13 protein-coding genes and 1 pseudogene are annotated in these 17,400 nt (G+C 71.7%); 7 read left to right on the top strand and 7 right to left on the bottom strand.

The features are described from left to right. The first annotated feature begins 113 nt into the window (after positions 1-113). Positions 114-1,976: an ABC transporter ATP-binding protein gene (locus ACQEUU_RS32715; RefSeq protein ID WP_433073082.1), complete on the top strand. Its 1,863-nt coding sequence runs from the start codon at positions 114-116 to the stop codon at positions 1,974-1,976. On the opposite strand, the gene ACQEUU_RS32710 is transcribed toward ACQEUU_RS32715, so the two are convergent. Together ACQEUU_RS32710 and ACQEUU_RS32705 are read right to left on the bottom strand one after the other, a co-directional pair. After that, positions 1,967-2,887: a hypothetical protein gene (locus tag ACQEUU_RS32710; RefSeq protein WP_433073079.1), complete on the bottom strand. Its 921-nt coding sequence runs from the start codon at positions 2,885-2,887 to the stop codon at positions 1,967-1,969. The two genes, ACQEUU_RS32715 and ACQEUU_RS32710, sit on opposite strands and share 10 nt — an antisense overlap. A gap of 78 nt (positions 2,888-2,965) precedes the next feature. After that, on the bottom strand, positions 2,966-3,331 hold the full coding sequence (locus ACQEUU_RS32705; RefSeq protein ID WP_433073076.1) for a MerR family transcriptional regulator: 366 nt from the start codon (positions 3,329-3,331) through the stop codon (positions 2,966-2,968). Between the two features lie 123 nt (positions 3,332-3,454). On the opposite strand from ACQEUU_RS32705, the gene ACQEUU_RS32700 reads away from it, so the two are divergent. Continuing rightward, positions 3,455-4,375: an aldo/keto reductase gene (locus ACQEUU_RS32700; protein ID WP_433073073.1), complete on the top strand. Its 921-nt coding sequence runs from the start codon at positions 3,455-3,457 to the stop codon at positions 4,373-4,375. 272 nt (positions 4,376-4,647) lie between these two features. Here the strand turns inward: ACQEUU_RS32700 and ACQEUU_RS32695 are convergent. Further along, positions 4,648-5,319, bottom strand: a pseudogene (locus ACQEUU_RS32695) (helix-turn-helix domain-containing protein); the annotation flags it as partial. 208 nt (positions 5,320-5,527) lie between these two features. Here ACQEUU_RS32695 and ACQEUU_RS32690 point away from each other — a divergent pair. Both ACQEUU_RS32690 and ACQEUU_RS32685 read left to right on the top strand, forming a co-directional pair. Then, entirely contained in the window at positions 5,528-6,421 is an 894-nt protein-coding gene (locus tag ACQEUU_RS32690) for an ABC transporter ATP-binding protein (RefSeq protein WP_433073070.1), read from the top strand. Then, positions 6,418-7,266, top strand: a complete 849-nt coding sequence (locus ACQEUU_RS32685; RefSeq protein ID WP_433073067.1) for an ABC transporter permease — start codon at positions 6,418-6,420, stop codon at positions 7,264-7,266. Before ACQEUU_RS32690 ends, ACQEUU_RS32685 begins: the two co-directional genes overlap by 4 nt. Before the next feature lie 80 nt (positions 7,267-7,346). Here the strand turns inward: ACQEUU_RS32685 and ACQEUU_RS32680 are convergent, their stop codons facing one another. After that, entirely contained in the window at positions 7,347-7,985 is a 639-nt protein-coding gene (locus ACQEUU_RS32680) for a TetR family transcriptional regulator (RefSeq protein ID WP_433073064.1), read from the bottom strand. A gap of 80 nt (positions 7,986-8,065) precedes the next feature. On the opposite strand from ACQEUU_RS32680, the gene ACQEUU_RS32675 reads away from it, so the two are divergent. Next, positions 8,066-9,385, top strand: a complete 1,320-nt coding sequence (locus ACQEUU_RS32675; protein WP_433073061.1) for a GH1 family beta-glucosidase — start codon at positions 8,066-8,068, stop codon at positions 9,383-9,385. On the opposite strand, the gene ACQEUU_RS32670 is transcribed toward ACQEUU_RS32675, so the two are convergent. Then, positions 9,374-10,264 carry a coiled-coil domain-containing protein gene (locus tag ACQEUU_RS32670; protein WP_433073058.1) on the bottom strand — a complete coding sequence of 297 codons (891 nt, stop codon included), beginning with the start codon at positions 10,262-10,264 and terminating at the stop codon, positions 9,374-9,376. The two genes, ACQEUU_RS32675 and ACQEUU_RS32670, sit on opposite strands and share 12 nt — an antisense overlap. Before the next feature lie 231 nt (positions 10,265-10,495). On the opposite strand from ACQEUU_RS32670, the gene ACQEUU_RS32665 reads away from it, so the two are divergent. Together ACQEUU_RS32665 and ACQEUU_RS32660 are read left to right on the top strand one after the other, a co-directional pair. Continuing rightward, entirely contained in the window at positions 10,496-13,480 is a 2,985-nt protein-coding gene (locus ACQEUU_RS32665; RefSeq protein ID WP_433073056.1) for a M14 family zinc carboxypeptidase, read from the top strand. 127 nt (positions 13,481-13,607) lie between these two features. Then, positions 13,608-15,041, top strand: coding sequence for an aldehyde dehydrogenase (locus tag ACQEUU_RS32660; protein WP_433073053.1), 1,434 nt, complete (start codon positions 13,608-13,610; stop codon positions 15,039-15,041). A 190-nt stretch (positions 15,042-15,231) separates the two neighbouring features. Here the strand turns inward: ACQEUU_RS32660 and ACQEUU_RS32655 are convergent, their stop codons facing one another. Both ACQEUU_RS32655 and ACQEUU_RS32650 read right to left on the bottom strand, forming a co-directional pair. Further along, on the bottom strand, positions 15,232-15,993 hold the full coding sequence (locus tag ACQEUU_RS32655; RefSeq protein ID WP_433073050.1) for an alpha/beta hydrolase: 762 nt from the start codon (positions 15,991-15,993) through the stop codon (positions 15,232-15,234). 9 nt (positions 15,994-16,002) lie between these two features. After that, complete coding sequence (locus ACQEUU_RS32650; protein ID WP_433073047.1) at positions 16,003-17,235, bottom strand: hypothetical protein; 1,233 nt, start codon at positions 17,233-17,235, stop codon at positions 16,003-16,005. Positions 17,236-17,400 lie beyond the last annotated feature (165 nt).

The following is a 17,400-nucleotide window of genomic DNA, read 5'->3' as shown; positions in this document are numbered from 1 at the left end:
GGTCGGCATACCGCCTCGTCGTCCCAAGTGGCACCGGCGTGGCGCGCCGGCCCCGGTCACGTGAGAGAACATCGCGTGCGGATTCGCCGGTGCCGCAGGGAACACTTCCCGGTATGGCCGACGAGCCCCTCGAACTGGGCGAGATCTCCCTCTCCGACTGGCACGCGCACGCTGACACGATGACCGAGGTGGGGTTCCTCACGATCGCCCGCCGGCTCCCCTCCCTGATCCGCCAGGCCATGGGCATGGCCTGGCAGGCCAGCCCTCGCGACACCCTCGCCACCGTTTCCCTCAACCTGCTCGGCGGCGTCTTGACGGCCTTCGGGCTGCTGGCGACCACGGGCGTGCTCAACGCCCTGTTCAGCGAGGGGCCCACGCCGGAGCGGGTGCGGGCGGCGCTGCCCAGCCTGATCCTGGTCGCCACCGCCGCCGCGCTGCGCGCCGCGGTCACGGCGGGCGCGGGCTGGGCGCAGGCGCGCCTCGAACCCCAGGTCACCCGGCTGACCGAGAAGCGGCTCTACGAGCTGACCAGCCACGTCGAACTCTCCGCCTACGACGACCCGGACTTCCACGACGCGCTCCAGCGGGCCAGGCTCCGCGGCGTGTCCACGGTCGACTGGGTGGTGGCCTCCGCCATCGGCGTGGTGACCGCCGCCGTCGGCATCGCCGCCGTGGGCGGCGTGCTCGGCGTGCTCCACCCGGTGCTGCTGCCGCTGCTGCTGCTAGCCGTGGTGCCCGACGCGTGGGCCGCGGTGCGCAGCGCCAGGATGCGCTACACCACGATGTTCGCGCTGATCCCGGTCATCCGGCGCAAGTGGATCATGGCCCAGCTGCTGGCCGAACGCGACTCGGCCGCCGAGGTCCGCTCGTTCACCATGCGCGGCTTCCTGCTGCGCGTCTACGACACCGCCGCCAAGGCGGAGCAGGACGTCATGCTGCGGCTGGCCAGGCGGCAGACCGTCGCCAGGCTGGTGGGCGAGGCCCTCGGCGGGCTCGGCACCGGCCTCGTCTACGTCGCCCTGGGGATCCTGCTGGCCGCCGGCGCCATCCCCCTCGCCGTCGCGGGCACCGCCGTACTCGCCATCCGCTCGGGCTCCCAGTCACTAGGCAACCTCATGTACGCCACCAACCGGCTCTACGAGGAGGGCCTCTACTTCACCGACTTCCTGGAGTTCTGCGCCGACGCCGAGCCGCGCCTGCCCGACACGGACCGCGCCCCCGCACCCGAGCGCTTCGAGCGGATCAGCGCCCGGGACGTGACCTTCACCTACCCCGGCTCGGACGAGCCCGCGCTGCGCGGCGTCAGCGTGGAGATCAAGGAAGGCGAGGTGGTCGCCCTGGTCGGCGAGAACGGCTCGGGCAAGACCACCCTCGCCAAGATCCTCTCAGGTCTGTACGAGCCCGACACCGGCAGCGTCCGGTGGGACGACGTCGACCTGCGCCAGGTCAGCCCCGAGGACCTGCGCCTGCGCACCGCCGTCATCGCCCAGGACCACACCCGCTGGCCGCTCGCCGCCCGCTACAACGTCACCATGGGCACCAGCAAGGGCGAGGCCGCCCTGCACGCGGCGGCCGCCGTCGCCGGGGCCGACGAGGTGATCGCCCAGCTGCCCCACGGCTACAGCACACTCCTCGACCGCCGCTTCAAGGACGGCCAGGAACTGTCGGGCGGCCAGTGGCAGCGCATCGCGGTCGCCCGCGGCTTCCACCGCGAGGCCCGGCTGCTCATCTGCGACGAGCCGACGGCCGCCCTGGACGCGCGGGCCGAGCACGCGCTCTTCGAGCGCATCCGCGACCACTCCGACGGCCGCACGGTCCTGCTCATCACGCACCGCCTGGCCAGTGTCCGCCACGCGGACCGCATCTACGTCCTCAAGCACGGAAAGGTGACCGAACAGGGCGACCACGAGACCCTCATCGCGCTGAACGGCCTCTACGCCGAGCTCTACACCCTCCAGGCCTCCGCCTACCGCTGACCTTCGCCGGTCGACGGGCCGAACAGGTCGTCGAGCGCCCGGACGGTGGCCGCGCGGGTGAGCCAGGCTTCGAGCTGGTCGAGGTCCGTGCAGGAGACCACGCGCGCCCGGACCTCGTCGGGAACCTCGAACCCCCGGGCACTCAACACGAGCAGCACCGACTTGGCGCTCTCCTCCGCCTTCCCTTCGGCCTTCCCTTCCGCCTTCCCCTCGGCTATGCCCTCTTGAAGGCCGCGACCATAGTGTTCGCGGGCCCATGGCGTGTAGACCGGCCAGTCGGTGGACGTCATGATCTCCTCCATCAGGCGGCGAATCTCGGGTGCGGCCATGCTGTATGCGTATTCAGTGTACTTCGTAGCGTGACGGCCGTCCGGGCTCTTGGACATCCCTTGGGCGAAGGCCTCGACCACCTTGCGATCGCGCCCGTGAACCATGACCGACAGGGCCGCCAGCCCCGGATCGGCGGTGACCTCGTCAGGATCGGTCATGCAGGGAACACTGTCGGGCCCCAGCACCCGGGCCTCGAAACAGTAGCCGTCCAGACTGGTGCGGACGGGCTCCCCGTAGAAGGCGGCGGTGGCGCGATCAGGACAGATGAGCAGGACCGTGACGCCGCAACGCAGTTGCAGCCACAGGGCGGCGGCGTAGCGAGCGAGTTGCTGCGGGTCCTTGGACTGATCCTGCTGGATTTCCACGATGACGGCATGCGCCGTCTCTTGCGGCGGGCCCAGAGTGAAGATCAGGTCCGAGGCGATGTCCTCGGAGTTGCGGGTGTTGAAGGTCGCGCTCTCCCGCCGGATCAGCGGAGTCTCGGGCAGGTCGGCCCCCAGCAGGTCCCGCAGGATCTTCATCACCAGCTGGGGGCGGTCGGCGAACAGCTTGACGAGCGTGTCATGTCGGGGGGACGGCATGACACGTATTGTCACACAGCAAGTACGGCGCGTGAGCACATTCGCGTGACCAGGGGTGAGACTTCCAGGGAACGAGGCTCAGAGGACGCTGCGGTAGTAGGAGATCTTGTTCCTGATGTAGCGCCTGCGTTCGTTGAGGTTGTCGATCTGGCCCTCGACGCGGCCGTCGTGCTCTTCCAGGAGCTTGATGCGGTCGGGGATGGTGTGGTCGCCGGCGCGGGTCAGCTCCGCGAACCGGAGCATCTGGGCGATCGGCATGCCGGTGTCGCGCAGGCATCGGAGCATGCCGAGCCAGCCGATGTCCTGCTCGCTGAAGCGGCGCTGGCCTGCGGCGTTGCGCTCGACGCGTTCGAGCAGGCCGATCTTCTCGTAGTAGCGCAACGTGTCCAGGGTGAAGCCGGTCTCCTCGACGACTTCTGCGGGGGTATAGACGCTCACGGGCATGAGCATCTCATCTGGAGCGGACTCCAGGTCAAGCTCCAGGTCGAAGCGTCCGGAATATGGTAAAAATTCCGGATCGATGCGGCGGTTGACATGGAGTGCGCTCCAGATTCCATTGTCGTAGCCATGAACATCGCACTCGGCACCATCCCGTTCGGCACGACCGTCAGCGAGAAGGACACCTTCGCCATCCTCGACCGTTTCGTCGAGGCCGGCGGCCGGATGATCGACACCGCCGACAACTATCCGTTCTGGGTGCCCGGACGCACCGGCGACGAGAGCGAGCTGGCCATCGGTTCCTGGCTCGCCGCCCGGGGCAACCGGGACCAGGTGTTCCTGAGCACCAAGGTGGGCGCGCGGCCGACCGTGCCCGGCGACACCACCCTCGACTCGGCCGAGGGCCTGTCCGCCGCGGCGATCCGTACCGCAGTCGAGGGCAGCCTGCGCAGGCTGGGCACCGACCGGGTGGACCTGTACTGGGCGCACATCGAGGACCGGTCGGTGCCGCTGGAGGAGACGCTGGGCGCCTTCGACGAGCTGGTCCGCGCGGGGAGGACGGCGGCGATCGGGGCCAGCAACCTGCCGTCCTGGCGGCTGGAGCGGGCCAGGAACGTCTCGGCCGCGCACGGCTGGACGCCTTACACCCATCTGCAGCTCCGCCACACCTACCTGCGCCCGCGGCCGCACACCGAGCTGGCAGAGGCGGGGCACACGCTCACCACGGACGAGCACCTGGCGTACCTCAAGGACACCGGGATGACGCTGTGGGCGTACAACACGCTGATGTTCGGCGCCTACACGCGCGAGGACCGGCCGATCCAGGACATCTACCACCACTCCGGTACGACCCACCGCCTGCAGGTCCTGCACGAGACGGCGCGGGAGCTGGGCGCGACCCCGAACCAGGTGGTGCTGGCCTGGCTGCTGGCGGACGGCCACGTACCGATCGTCGGCGTCAGCAGCCTGGACCAGCTGGAGGAGGCCATCGGCGCGACGGAGCTCAAGCTGGACGACGAGCTGAAGTCCCGGCTCGACGCCGCCGGCTGACCCGCGGGGGGCGGTCAGGGGGCCAGGGCCGCGCGCTGGGCGGGGCCGAGCCGGCCCGGCCGCACGGTGACCGTGTACGCGTCAGTACCGGCCCGCTGGACGGCGACGGGGTCGGCGACGGCCGGATGGCGCTCGGCGTCGCCGAGCGCCGCGGCGACCCGCTCGGGCGGCCAGCCGAGGGCGCCGGCCAGCACGGCGGCGGTGAGCGGGCGGCCGGCGTGGAGCAGGGCGGCGGCCACGGTCAGCACATCGTCGGCCGCCTGCGGCCCCAGAGCGCCGCTCATGTCCTGCCCGAGCTCGGCGAAGAACCGGCCCATCTGGCGCATCCGGTCCCCGGCGGGCGTGTCGGGGCCGAGCAGGGTGACGCCCTCACGCGCCGCCTGCGCCCAGTCGGCGACCTTGCGCGAGCTGGCCGACCAGGCCCCGAACCACACGTCGTCCTCGACGACGTAGCGCTCCCGGCGCGGCCGGGCGTCGCGCTCGCGCCGCACCATGCCCAGCCCTTCGAGGTAGCCGATCGCCTTGGACACCGACGCGGGGCTCACCTGCAGTCGCCGCACCAGGTCGGCGGCCGTCAGGCTGGCCGAATCGGTGGCGAACAGGCAGGCCAGCACCCGTGCCGCCATCCTCGGCACTCCCGCCTCCACCATCACCGCCGTGAACCGCTCGACGAAGCGCCGCACCGCCTCGGGGTCGCGCCCGTGCGGGTCGTCGGCGGGCGACACCGGGGGCGTGGCGGGCCCGCGCCTGCGGGCCCGCCACCCGGTCGCCTGGTGGGCGTGGTCGGGCCGGTACGCGCCGGGCCCGCCGTTGCGGCCCACCTCCCTGCTGACGGTCGAGGTGGGCCGGTCGAGCCGCCGGGCGATCTCCGCGTATCCGAGTCCCTCGGCCAGGCCGGCGGCGATGCGCCTCCGGTCCTGCCAGGTCAGCCTGCTTCCCGGCATCCCACCTCCCGTAGCCGGTCCCAGTATGCGTTCGCCGCCAGCCCATTGCAACGCGATGGCGAGCCGGGCTTGCGTTCACCGTCACCGCCATTGCACTGATTCGCCCTTACGCCCTGCCAAATAGGCCATCTACTCGCCCATTTTGTTGCCGTCATCGGAAACGCAACGTAGCTTCACGCCCAGATGAACGACCAGGAAGGGCGATGGGATGAACACGGCGGAAGAGGTCGCGCTGGACGTGGAGGGGCTGCGCATGCGCTACGGCGCCACCGACGTCCTGCGTGAGGTGACGTTCCGGGCGCGGCACGGCGAGGTGCTGGCCCTGCTCGGCCCGAACGGCGCGGGCAAGACCACGACGATCGAGATCCTGGAGGGGTTCCGGATGCGCTCGGCGGGCCGCGTCACGGTGCTCGGCACCGACCCCGCGCGCGCCACCGAGGACTGGCGGGCCAGGATCGGCGTGGTCCTGCAGTCCTGGCGCGACCACGGCAAGTGGCGGGTGCGCGAACTGCTGGCGCACCTGGGCGCCTTCTACGCCGGCTACGCCACCGAGCGGGTCCCCCGGCCGTGGGACGCCGACGAGCTGATCGCGGCGGTCGGCCTGACCGGGCACGCGGACAAGAAGATCCGGATGCTCTCCGGCGGCCAGCGCCGCCGCCTGGACGTGGCGATCGGCCTGGTGGGCAGGCCGGAGCTGCTGTTCCTCGACGAGCCGACCGCCGGGCTCGACCCGCAGGCCAGACGCGAGTTCCACGAGCTGGTCCGCGGGCTGGCGGGCTCGGGCGAGACCACGATCCTGCTGACCACGCACGACCTGGACGAGGCGGAGAGGCTGGCGGGCCGCATCGTGATCCTCGACGGGGGCAGGATCATCGCCGACGGCACCGCCGAGGAGCTCGCCCGGCGCATCACGGGCGAGGACGAGGTCCGCTGGACGCTGGACGGGCAGCGTTTCACCCGGTCCACCCGCGACTCCACCGCGCTGGTCTTCGACCTGTTCCAGCGGCACGGGAGGCGGGTCGGCGAGCTTGAGGTCCGACGGTCCTCGCTGGAGGACACCTACCTCGCCCTGGTGCGGCAGGCCGAAGGGGCGGCGCGATGAGCCCGGCGGCCGCGGCGGTGCGCGCGGGGTGGACGCGCGGCCTGATCGAGCTGCGGCAGTCGTTCACCAACGGCGCGGAGCTGTTCGCCCACCTGCTGTGGCCGGGGCTCACGCTGGCCGTGGCGTGGTGGCTGCGCGACGTGCCGTTCGGCGACAGCGGCTACCCTCTCGGCACCCTGATCCTGCCGAGCGTCCTGGGTATGAACGTGGCCAACGGCATGATCGCTATGAGCCAGCAGCTCACGGCCGAGCGTGAGGACGGGACGCTGCTGCGGGCGAAGGCGGTGCCGCACGGCATGCTCGGCTACCTGACCGGCAAGGTCGTCTCGGTGGCCGGCGGCACGGTGGCCGACCTGGCGATCTTCCTGATCCCCGGGCTGCTGATCATTCCCGGCCTGGTGGCCGGGGACCCGGCTGCCTGGCTGACCCTGGCCTGGGTGGTGGCGCTGGGGCTGGTGGCGACCCTGCCGGCCGGGGCCGCGCTCGGCTCGTTGTTCGGCAGCGCGCGGGCGCAGGGCCTGATCATGCTGCCGTTCCTCGGCCTGATCGCGATCTCCGGGATCTTCTACCCGATCAGCTCGCTGCCGGGGTGGCTGCAGGGGGTCGCGCAGGTCTTCCCGTTCTACTGGCTGGGGCTCGGCACGCGCTCGGCGCTGCTGCCCGACAGCGCCGCGGCCCTGGAGATCGGCGGGTCGTGGCGGCACCTGGAGACCGCCGGGGCGCTGGGCGTGTGGGCGGTGGCCGGGCTGCTGCTCGCGCCGATCGTGCTGCGCCGGATGGCCCGGCGCGAGTCGGGCTCGAACGTGGCCGCGCGGCGCGAGCGCGCGCTACGGCGGATCGGCTGAGCGCCTGCGCACGTGAGCCGCCGAGCGGCCGCGTGACGGATCGGCTGAGCCGCCCTAGCCGAGCCGGCAGCGCCGGACGTTCACGGCAGGTGGACCGCCAGGTAGCCGTGGACGAGTCGTTTGCACTCGGCGACCAGCTCCCGGTCGCCCTCGGGATCGACCCGGAAGGCCAGCTTGAGCACCGCGTCGGCGGCCTCGACCGCGACCAGGATCGCGCGGTCGAGCGCCGGCCCGGCGGGCGCGTCGAGCAGGTCGACGGTGATGGCGCGCAGCCGGTCGGCGACGATCGCGTTGTTCTCCAGCGCCGTGTCGAGCATCCGGTTGGTGCCCTCGATGGCGGGACCGCCGGGGGCGCGCAGGATCTCGCCGAAGTCGACCACCGCGAACCCGGGTGTGGTCCGCTTCATCGCCACGAACTCGTCGATCGCCAGGTCGACCAGGTCGGTCCAGTGGCCGAGCTCGGCGGCGGCGAGGCGCTCGGTGACGCGGTCGAGGAACGCCTCCAGGTTGCGCAGCGCCAGCGCCCGCACCAGCCCGTGCTTGTCGGGGAAGAACTGGTAGAAGGTGCCGATCGGCACCTCCGCGCGCCGGGCGACCTCCTTGGTCGTCAACGCCTCGTAGCCGATCTCGTCGAGGAGCAGCGCGCACTCGTCGAGCATCCGCTCCACCCGCTCCAGGCTGCGGCGTTGCGCCGGACGGCGACGCAAGGTACTCGTCATGTCCCCCATCCTGACGCACTACCGGCAGGTAGTGACCGGCTCAGCTAACATGAGCCGGACTCAAGCAGAGGGAGCACGGCATGTTCCTGTGGGGCACGGCGACGGCCGCCTACCAGATCGAAGGCGCCGCGGACGAGGACGGCCGGGGCCCGTCCGTGTGGGACACCTTCTCCCGCGAGCCGGGCCGCACCAGGGACGGCCACACCGGCGACGTCGCCTGCGACCACTACCACCGCTGGCCGGAGGACGTCGCGCTGCTGTCGGACCTCGGCGTGAACGCCTACCGCTTCTCCCTGGCCTGGCCTCGGATCCAGCCGCGGGGCAGCGGGCCCGCCAACCAGAAGGGCCTGGACTTCTACGACCGGCTGGTGGACGCGCTGCTGGCGGCCGGGATCACGCCGGTGCCGACGCTGTTCCACTGGGACCTGCCGCAGGCGCTGGAGGACGGCGGCGGCTGGCTCGCCCGCGACACGGCCCACCGGTTCGCCGAGTACGCCGCGCTGGCCGCCGAGAGGCTGGCCGACCGGGTACGGATGTGGATCACGCTCAACGAGCCGTTCGTGCACATGGCGTACGGGTACGCGATGGGCGTCCACGCCCCCGGGCGGGCGCTGCTGGCCGGCGCGCTGCCGGCGGCGCACCACCAGTTGCTGGGCCACGGCCTGGCGGTGGGGGCGCTGCGGGCGGCGGGCGCCGGGCAGGTGCTGATCACCAACAACTGCACCCCCGTCTGGCCGGCGTCGGACGCGGAGGAGGACCGGGCGGCGGCGCGGGCGTACGACATCCTGCACAACCGTCTCTTCAACGACCCCGTGCTCCTGGGCGAGTATCCCGATCTGTCGGCGTACGGGGTGGGCCGGTGGGACGTGGTCCGGGACGGGGATCTGGAGGTCATCGCGGCCCCGCTCGACGGGATCGGGATCAACTACTACAACCCCACCCGGATCGCCGCCCCCTCCTCCGACGGCCTGCCGTTCGAGGACGCCGGGATCCCGGGCTACCCGACCACCGCCTTCGGCTGGCCGATCGTCCCTGACGGACTGCGGGAGCTGCTCGTCCGGCTGAAGGACCGGTACGGGGAGGCGCTGCCGCCCGTCTACGTCACCGAGAACGGCTGCTCCCAGGAGGACGTGCCGGGCCCGGACGGCGTGGTCGACGACCGGGGGCGCATCGCGTTCCTGGAGCGGCACGTCGAGGCGATGGAGCGGGCCCGGCGGGAGGGGGTGGACGTGCGGGGGTACTTCGTGTGGTCGCTGCTGGACAACTTCGAGTGGGCCGAGGGCTATCACCAGCGGTTCGGGCTGGTGCACGTCGACTTCGCGACCCAGCGCCGCACCCCGAAGGCCTCCTACGCGTGGTTCAGGGACTTCCTGGCCGCCGGCGGGCGGTCAGAACACTGAGACGTGCACGTGGTCGTAGTGGTTGGCCGTCACGCCGCCCCGGTCGGACATCATGTCCCAGCCGCCGCCCGACCTGATGTCGTAGTAGCGCTGCTTCCAGATGATGTACATCACGCCGAGCCGGTCGCCGTTGCGGATGAGCCATTCGGCCAGGGCGTCGCCGCGGTCGGACTCGCCGCCGGTGGCCATGCCGCGGGAGATCATGAAGTCGCAGGCCCGGCCCTTGCCGTGCTCGCCGGGGTCACCAGGGCGCAGGCAGCCGACCCCGTACGGCATCGGGAAGTTCTGCATGACCTCGGCGCGTACGCTGATCATGCGCTGGGTCAGTCCGCCGGCGTTGCCGGGCTGCTGGAAGCCGTACTTGGCGAGCAGCCGGTCGAGCTCGCGCCGCCTGCTCTGGAGATTCTTGATCTCCTTCTCCAGCTTCTTGACCCTGTCGTTGGCGCGGAGCCTGGCCTTCTGGGCGTCCTCGATGAGCTTCTCGACGCCCGCGACCCGGCTGGCCCGTTCCTTGACCATGTAGCTCATGTTGGCCGCCTGCCCGAGCGCCTTGTGGGGGTCGACCTGGCTGCTGAAGAGGCGGGTGGTGTCGAGCGGGCCGAGGATGTAGGCGGTCTCGGCCAGGGAGGCCAGCTCGGACTCGGCGGCGGCCAGGCGCCGCTGCAGCGAGCCGGAGGTGTCGACGGCCCTCTTGGCCTGGATGCGGATGTCCTCGAGGCTCTGGATGGAGCCGCGGTAGCGGTCGTTGAGCTGGGCGGCCTGTTTGGTGAGTCTGCGCAGCTGGGCGGGGCTGGGATCGGCGGCCGCCGGCGAGGGGCCGGGAAGCGCGAGCAGCGCGGTGAGGACGATGGCGAACACGGCCACACGTCCGGCTCTCACGCCCGCCCTCCCCTCGTAGACGTCGGAAACTATAGAAGATGATCTTGAAAGCTGTCATCTTAACCTCCGAACTGCTGCCCGGTTAGAGAGAATTGTCGGAATCTGTCCGAGATAAGACACAAATAAAGATTGGGTCTTGCCGGGATCGTCGCACCACATTGAGATGGCGGCGTACGCGTCTCTGCGAAGGGGCAGGAACCTGTGTCTCGTTCACTCACCCTTGTCACGGCCGTGATCCTCGGCTTAGGCACCTCCATGGTCGCGCTGGAAGCCCAGGCGTCCGTGGACCCGCTCCCGCCCGGCGACCGCATCGAGCTCTACCAGCTCGACAGCCCGCCCGGCACCGCCCAGAACCTCAGGGAGAAGGGCTTCGACGTCGTCCACCAGGAGATCGAGAACGGCAAGGAGCACATCGAGCTCACCGCCGCCCAGAACGATCTCGAAGGACTGCGCAAGCTCGGCCACCGGCCCCAGCCGGTACGCAACCCGCAGGGCCAGACCCAGTTGCAGGCGGCCAGGGCCCAGGCGGCGAGCGGCTACACGGTCTTCAAGTCCTACTCCGAGCGCGGCGGCGTCGCCGACCAGCTCAGGAAGATCGCTGACGAGAACAAGGACATCGTCAAGCTGCAGTCCATCGGCAAGACGATCCGCGGTCAGGACATCCTCGCCGTCAAGGTGACGTCCCTGGCCCGGGTCCTGCCCGACGGCGTCAAGCCCGCCACGCTCTACTCGGCCACCCAGCACGCCCGCGAGTGGATCGCCACCGAGACGAACCTGCGGCTGCTCAAGCACGTGGTGGCCAACAAGCGGCAGCTGTCGGACGTGCTGAACAAGAGCGAGCTCTGGTTCGTCCCGGTCGCCAACCCCGACGGCTACGACTTCACCTTCACCGAGGGCAACCGCCTGTGGCGCAAGAACCTCCGCGACGTGAACGGCGACGGCCGGATCACCGTGGGCGACGGCGTGGACCTCAACCGGAACTTCCCCACGAACTTCCACTACGACGAGGAGGGTTCCTCCTCGGTCCCGAGCAGCGAGACCTACCGCGGCGCCGGCCCGGCCAGCGAGCCGGAGACCAGGGCCATGGACGGCCTGCTCCGGCGGGTGCGGTTCGAGATGCAGCTCAACTACCACTCGTTCGGCCCGCTGCTGCTCTACCCGACCGGCTTCCAGGTCGCCACGGAGACCGCCGACAACCCGATCTACGAGGCGCTGACCGGGAACGACGAGCGGCCGGCCGTGCCCGGCTTCGACCCGGACCTGGGCGCCGAGCTGTACACCACCAACGGCGAGACCACCGACCACGCCCACTCCACGTACGGCACCCTCGCCTGGACCCCCGAGCTGAACGAGGGCTGTGACGGCTGCGGCTTCGTCTTCCCCGACGACGAGGCGCTGGTGCAGGCCGAGTTCGAGCGGAACCTGCCGTTCGCGCTGGACGTGGCCAGGTCGGCCGTCAACCCGGTGGAGCCGGTGACCCACCTGGGCAACACGACGCCGGACTTCGTCCTCGACCCGTTCGAGGTCAGCTACGGCAAGAACCAGACGGTGCAGGTCAACGCCAAGCGCAAGCTCGGCCCGGTGCTGCTCAACTACCAGGTCAACAACGGCCGCACCCAGGTGAAGCCGACCAAGGAGTGGAAGGGCGGCGAGCGGTACGGCAAGGGCTACGACCGCTACTACCACTGGATGCGCGGCCAGGTCACCGGGACCAAGCCGGGCGACACGGTCAAGGTCTGGTTCAGCGCCCTGGGCAAGAAGAGCGCGACGTTCACGTACAAGGTGCACGACGACATCGGCGGCAAGGTGCTCGTGCTGGCCGCCGAGGACGTCACCGGCCTGAGCCCGGCGCAGGGCGTGACCGAGGCGAAGTACGCCGGCGCCTACGCGCAGGCGCTCCAGGCGGCCGGTTACAGCTCCGACGTGTACGACATGGACAAGATGGGGCGTAAGGCTCCGCACCCGCTCGGCGTGCTCAGCCACTACAAGGCCGTCATCTGGGAGACCGGCGACGACATCATCCCGCGCAGCGCGGGCCAGGTGCCCGGCACCACCTCCAAGGCGGGCGTGGACACCGAGCTGGCCGTGCGCGACTACCTGAACGAGGGCGGGAAGGTCATGCACGCGGGCAAGTACCCGTCGTACGCGGCCAACGCCAACGGCGCCTACTACTACGAGCCCGACCAGCCGGGCCAGCCGGAGTGCGCGGCGCCGAGCGACCCGCCGTGCATCCCGGTGTTCAACGACTTCCAGCAGTACTGGCTGGGGGCCTACGTGTTCTTCGACAACTCGGGCAGCGATCCGGCCACCGGTCAGCCGTACCCGCTGAAGGGCGTGAAGGGCGCCTTCGACGGCTTCTCCGGCACGCTGGAGCCGGACGTGCACACCAACGCGTTCGTGGCCACCTCGGCGATCCTGCCCCCGGACCGGTTCCCGCTGTTCGCCAGCTCGGCCCCGATCAAGTGGGACCGGCCGGGCGCCCCGTTCGACCCGCACACCGGGTCCTGGGACGTCTACAGCGGCATCTCGGACGTCGCCTGGAAGCGGCTCACCAAGACGATCGACCTGACCGGCCGGTCGAGCGGCGAGCTGACGTTCTGGACGTCGTACGACACCGAGGCCGACTGGGACTTCCTCATGGTGGAGGCGCGCACGGCGGGCGGCGACGACTGGACCACGCTGCCCGACGCCAACGGCCACACCAGCCAGGCGACCGGCAGCAGCTGCCAGTCCGAGTGGAGCAGCATCCATCCGTTCACCCAGCGCTACCAGGGCCCGAACTGCGAGCCGACCGGCACCTCCGGCTCCTGGAACGCGGCCTCGGGCAACTCGGCCGGCTGGCAGCAGTGGCGGATCGACCTGACCCCGTACGCGGGCAAGCGGGTCGAGGTCTCGATCGCGTACGTCAGCGACTGGGCCACCCAGGGCGCGGGCGTCTTCGTCGACGACGCGGTCGTCACGCTGGACGGCGCGACGGCGGAGGAGACCTCGTTCGAGTCCGACCTGGGCGGCTGGACGGTGACGGGCCCGCCGGAGGGCACCTCGCCCTCGGTCAACAACTGGGCCCGCACGGACCAGGTGTTCGAGGAGGGCGCGGGCGTCACGACCACGGACACCGTGTACCTGGGATTCGGCGCGGAAAGCCTGCTCGACCAGGCGACCAGGACCGATCTGGTGAAGCGGTCGATGGCACACCTGCTCAACGGCCGGCGCTGATCGGCTGAGGAGGGGCACGGCACCCGGGTGCCGTGCCCCTCTTGCGTGCCCCTCTTGCGTGCCTGGACAGAACATGATTCGGTCTGCTTGCGAAGCAACCAATCGGTTCCGGCAGGAGGCTCACGACATGCGCCAGCACGACAAGCTGTTCATCGGGGGCGAGTGGGTGACCCCGGCGGGCACCGGCACCATCGACGTGATCAACCCGCACACCGAGGAGGTCGTCGGCCGGGTCCCCGACGGCACCACCGAGGACGTGGACCGGGCGGTGGCCGCGGCCCGCGAGGCGTTCGACCACGGGCCGTGGCCGCGCATGACGTTCGCCGAACGGGCGGCCGTCCTCGGCAGGCTCGCCGAGATCTACGCCGAGCGGCAGGGCGAGATGGCCGCGCTCATCACCGAGGAGATGGGCTCCCCGATCACGTTCTCCAACCTCGCCCAGGCGCCGCAGCCGCTGGGCATGCTCAACTACTACGCCCAGTACGGCGCCACGTTCGAGCAGGAGGACCAGCGGCCCGGCGTGTTCGGCCCGGTGACCGTGCGCCGCGAGCCGGTGGGCGTGGTGGCGGCCGTGGTGCCGTGGAACGTCCCGCAGTTCGTCACCATGACCAAGGTCGCGCCCGCGCTTCTGGCCGGCTGCGCGATCGTGCTCAAGCCTGCCCCCGAGACGCCGCTGGACGCGTACCTGCTGGCCGAGATGGTGCGCGAGGCCGGGGTCCCGGCGGGCGTGCTCAACATCGTGCCCGCGGGCCGCGAGGTCAGCGAGCACCTGGTCTCCCACCCGGGCGTCGACAAGGTGGCGTTCACCGGCTCGACCGCGGCGGGCCGGCGCATCGCCTCCATCTGCGGCGAGCAGCTCAAGCGCGTCAGCCTGGAGCTGGGCGGCAAGTCGGCGGCGATCGTGCTCGACGACGCCGACCTGACCTCCTCGATGGGCATGCTGGCGATCGCCTCGCTGATGAACAACGGCCAGGCGTGCGTGGCGCAGACCCGCATCCTGGCCTCGCGCAACCGCTACGACGAGGTCGTGGACGCGGTGGCGAACATGGTCAACTCCCAGCCCGTGGGCGACCCCGCCGACCCCGCCACCGGGATCGGCCCCCTGGTGGCCAAGCGGCAGCAGGAGCGCGTCGAGGGCTACATCAAGATCGGGATGGACGAGGGCGCGAAGGTCGTCGTCGGCGGCCTCGACCGCCCGTACGACCGCGGCTGGTACGTCGCCCCGACGGTGTTCGCGAACGTCACCAACGAGATGCGCGTCGCCCGCGAGGAGATCTTCGGCCCGGTCCTGGCGGTGATCCCGTACGACGACGAGGCGGACGCCGTGCGGATCGCCAACGACAGCGACTACGGCCTGGCCGGCACGGTGTGGACGGCCGACACCGAGCACGGCATGGAGGTGGCGCGTCAGGTGCGGACCGGCACGTACGGCGTCAACTGCTACATGATCGAGACGGCCGCGCCGTTCGGCGGCTACAAGGCCAGCGGCCTCGGCCGCGAGCTGGGCCCCGAGGGCCTGGGAAGCTACCTGGAGTACAAGACGATCGCCCGGCTGGGCTGACCGGCGGCGAGGGGTCCCGGTGCACGACCGGGCCCCCTCGCCTCCGCGACGCTCAGCGACCCAGCGCGCCCCCGCGACGCTGGTCCCGCCGGTCGGCTACGAGAAACGGAGCCACGTCCCCAGGCCGTGGCGTCCCCCGAGGCTCCTCCTTGCGGTTCGCTGCCATCCGCCCTAGGTAGACGTGTCCCGCTCAGGAAAAGTTCGAAGAGATCCACTTTCCGATGCGGCGGATCAGCTCAGGGGTCGCCGCGGCCTCCGCGTGGCCGTACCCAGGCTCGATCCACAGCTCCTTCGGCTCCCGCGCGGCCTCGTAGAGCTGGCGGGCGTGGTCGAGCGGGAAGAACGCGTCCGCGTCGCCGTGCACGATGAGCAGCGGCGTCGGCGCGACCAGCGCGGCGGCCTCGTGCGGCGGCATCGGGATCGGGTCCCAGCGGCCGACGGCGATCCTGGTCCGCTTGGCCACCCTGGCCGCCCAGCGGCCGAGCGGCTGCTCGATCGCCCAGTGGACCTGGCGCATCGGCTTGGTGCCGCGGTAGTACCACCGCGCCGGGCCGCTGACCGCGACCACCGCGTCCGCGCCCTCGCACAGCCCCGCGTGCCGCACCGCCACCGCGGCCCCCATGGAGAAGCCGACCACCGCGATCCTGCGGTAGCCGGTCGCCTTCGCGTGCCGGACGGCGGCGGCCACGTCCAAAATCTCCTTGTCGCCCACGGTGCTCTCGCCGCCGGACCGGCCGTGGCCGCGGAAGTCGAAGGCGACCACTCCGCCGTAGCCGCTGAGCACGTGCACGATCCGCCGCGCGGACCGCTCCCGCCACGACCCGGTGAACCCGTGGGCCACCACGATCCCCACGTCCGCGGCCCCGGCCCCGCCGGGAGGGGTGTGCGCGGCGTCGATGCGCACCCCGTCGTCGGTCCTGAGTGTGACGGGAAAGCTGGTCGCGAGTGGCATACTCCGAGCTTAAATTCCTCCTCCGACCAGCTCTTCCCCGCCCTCCCCCCGGCCGGTCAGCGCCGGTCGGCCGCCCATGGCGCGCAGCAGCGGCAGGGCCCGGCCGCGGTGGCGGGCCGCCCCCTCCTCGTCCCCCACCGCCTCGGCGACGGACGCCAGCCGCCGCAGCGCGGCGACGACCACGCGCGGGTCGCCCGCCTCCCGGCCCAGCGCCAGCGCGTCCCCGGCGCAGCCGCGCGCCGCGCGCGCCTCCCCCGCCAGCAGCGCCAGGTCGCCCCGCGCCAGCCGCGCCCCCGCCAGCGCCACCAGGTCGTCGCCGGCCGCCGCCGCGTCCTCCAGCTCGCGCAGGTAGCGCCGGCCGAGCGCGGGCCGTCCCCGCGCGAAGCAGACCCGCACCGCCGCGTTGTAGCCCACCCCGAGCCAGTACGAGTAGCCGTCAGCACGCAGGCCCTCGACCCCCGCCACGACGGGCTCCACCACCCCGCGCGCGCAGCCCAGCAGCACGTTCGCGCAGTCGGCCAGCTCCCCCGGCGCCCCGAGCGCGGGCAGCCGCTCCAGCGCCTCACGCGGGCAGGCGACCCCCATCGCCGTCGCGGCCCTGGCCAGCCGCAGCCCGGGCGCCGCCGCTCCGGCCCGCACCGCCCACGCCAGGGCGGCGTCGCACTCCGCCGCCAGGGCCCGCGCCCTGCGCAGGTAACGCACCCGTTCGCGCCACGGCAGCCGCCGCGCCAGCGACACCCTCTCGTGGCACTCCTCGTACGCCGCGCAGACCGCCTTCAGGTGGCGGTCGCGCAGCCGGTCGTCCTCCCCCGCTTCCCGCAGCCGCTCGGCGGCGTACTCCCTGACCACCCCGCGCAGCGCGTACGAGCCCGTCACCAGCCGCGCGGCCACCAGCCGGTCGAGCAGCGCGGGCACCTCGGCCCGCCGCAGGATCCCGCCGTCGCCGCACACGGCCGCGGCCAGCTCCGCGTCGAACGCCCCGGCGAACACCGCGAGCCTGCGCAGCAGCACCCGCTCCCGGGGCGCCAGCAGCTCATGGCCGAGCCCCACCACGGCCCGCACCTTGGCGGTCCGGTCGGCGGCGGCGGGCAGCAGGCCGTGCCGGCCGCCGAGCCGGTCGGCGATGCGCGCCGGGGGCAGCGCGCATCCCGCGGCCAGCTCCAGCGCCAGCGGAATCCCGTCGAGCAACCGGTGGAGCCGCTCGGCGTCCTCCACCGGCGCACCGTCGAAGAACTGCGACATGGGGTCACCATCTGTGGCGAAGGGATCACTCGTACGTGACAGTGTGACACTTTCGCGAGGTCAGCGTGCCGGGAAGCGACGTCCTGGCACCGCACGCGTCATCTGAGGGGATCAACTAAACTTGTGGGGTCGCGAGTTCGCGCGGCCGGCCCCATCGATACAGAG

The sequence above is a fragment of the Nonomuraea sp. CA-218870 genome (assembly GCF_050936535.1).
Lineage (GTDB): Bacteria > Actinomycetota > Actinomycetes > Streptosporangiales > Streptosporangiaceae > Nonomuraea > Nonomuraea corallina.
This window is presented reverse-complemented; position numbering and strand designations above follow the sequence as displayed.

Excerpts from the sequence above, each read along its gene's own strand:
- ACQEUU_RS32715 (WP_433073082.1), top strand. The coding sequence starts at position 114 with ATGGCCGACGAGCCCCTCGAACTGGGCGAGATCTCCCTCTCCGACTGG.
- ACQEUU_RS32710 (WP_433073079.1), bottom strand. The coding sequence starts at position 2,887 with ATGCCGTCCCCCCGACATGACACGCTCGTCAAGCTGTTCGCCGACCGC.
- ACQEUU_RS32705 (WP_433073076.1), bottom strand. The coding sequence starts at position 3,331 with ATGCCCGTGAGCGTCTATACCCCCGCAGAAGTCGTCGAGGAGACCGGC.
- ACQEUU_RS32700 (WP_433073073.1), top strand. The coding sequence starts at position 3,455 with ATGAACATCGCACTCGGCACCATCCCGTTCGGCACGACCGTCAGCGAG.
- ACQEUU_RS32690 (WP_433073070.1), top strand. The coding sequence starts at position 5,528 with ATGAACACGGCGGAAGAGGTCGCGCTGGACGTGGAGGGGCTGCGCATG.
- ACQEUU_RS32685 (WP_433073067.1), top strand. The coding sequence starts at position 6,418 with ATGAGCCCGGCGGCCGCGGCGGTGCGCGCGGGGTGGACGCGCGGCCTG.
- ACQEUU_RS32680 (WP_433073064.1), bottom strand. The coding sequence starts at position 7,985 with ATGACGAGTACCTTGCGTCGCCGTCCGGCGCAACGCCGCAGCCTGGAG.
- ACQEUU_RS32675 (WP_433073061.1), top strand. The coding sequence starts at position 8,066 with ATGTTCCTGTGGGGCACGGCGACGGCCGCCTACCAGATCGAAGGCGCC.
- ACQEUU_RS32660 (WP_433073053.1), top strand. The coding sequence starts at position 13,608 with ATGCGCCAGCACGACAAGCTGTTCATCGGGGGCGAGTGGGTGACCCCG.
- ACQEUU_RS32655 (WP_433073050.1), bottom strand. The coding sequence starts at position 15,993 with ATGCCACTCGCGACCAGCTTTCCCGTCACACTCAGGACCGACGACGGG.
- ACQEUU_RS32650 (WP_433073047.1), bottom strand. The coding sequence starts at position 17,235 with ATGTCGCAGTTCTTCGACGGTGCGCCGGTGGAGGACGCCGAGCGGCTC.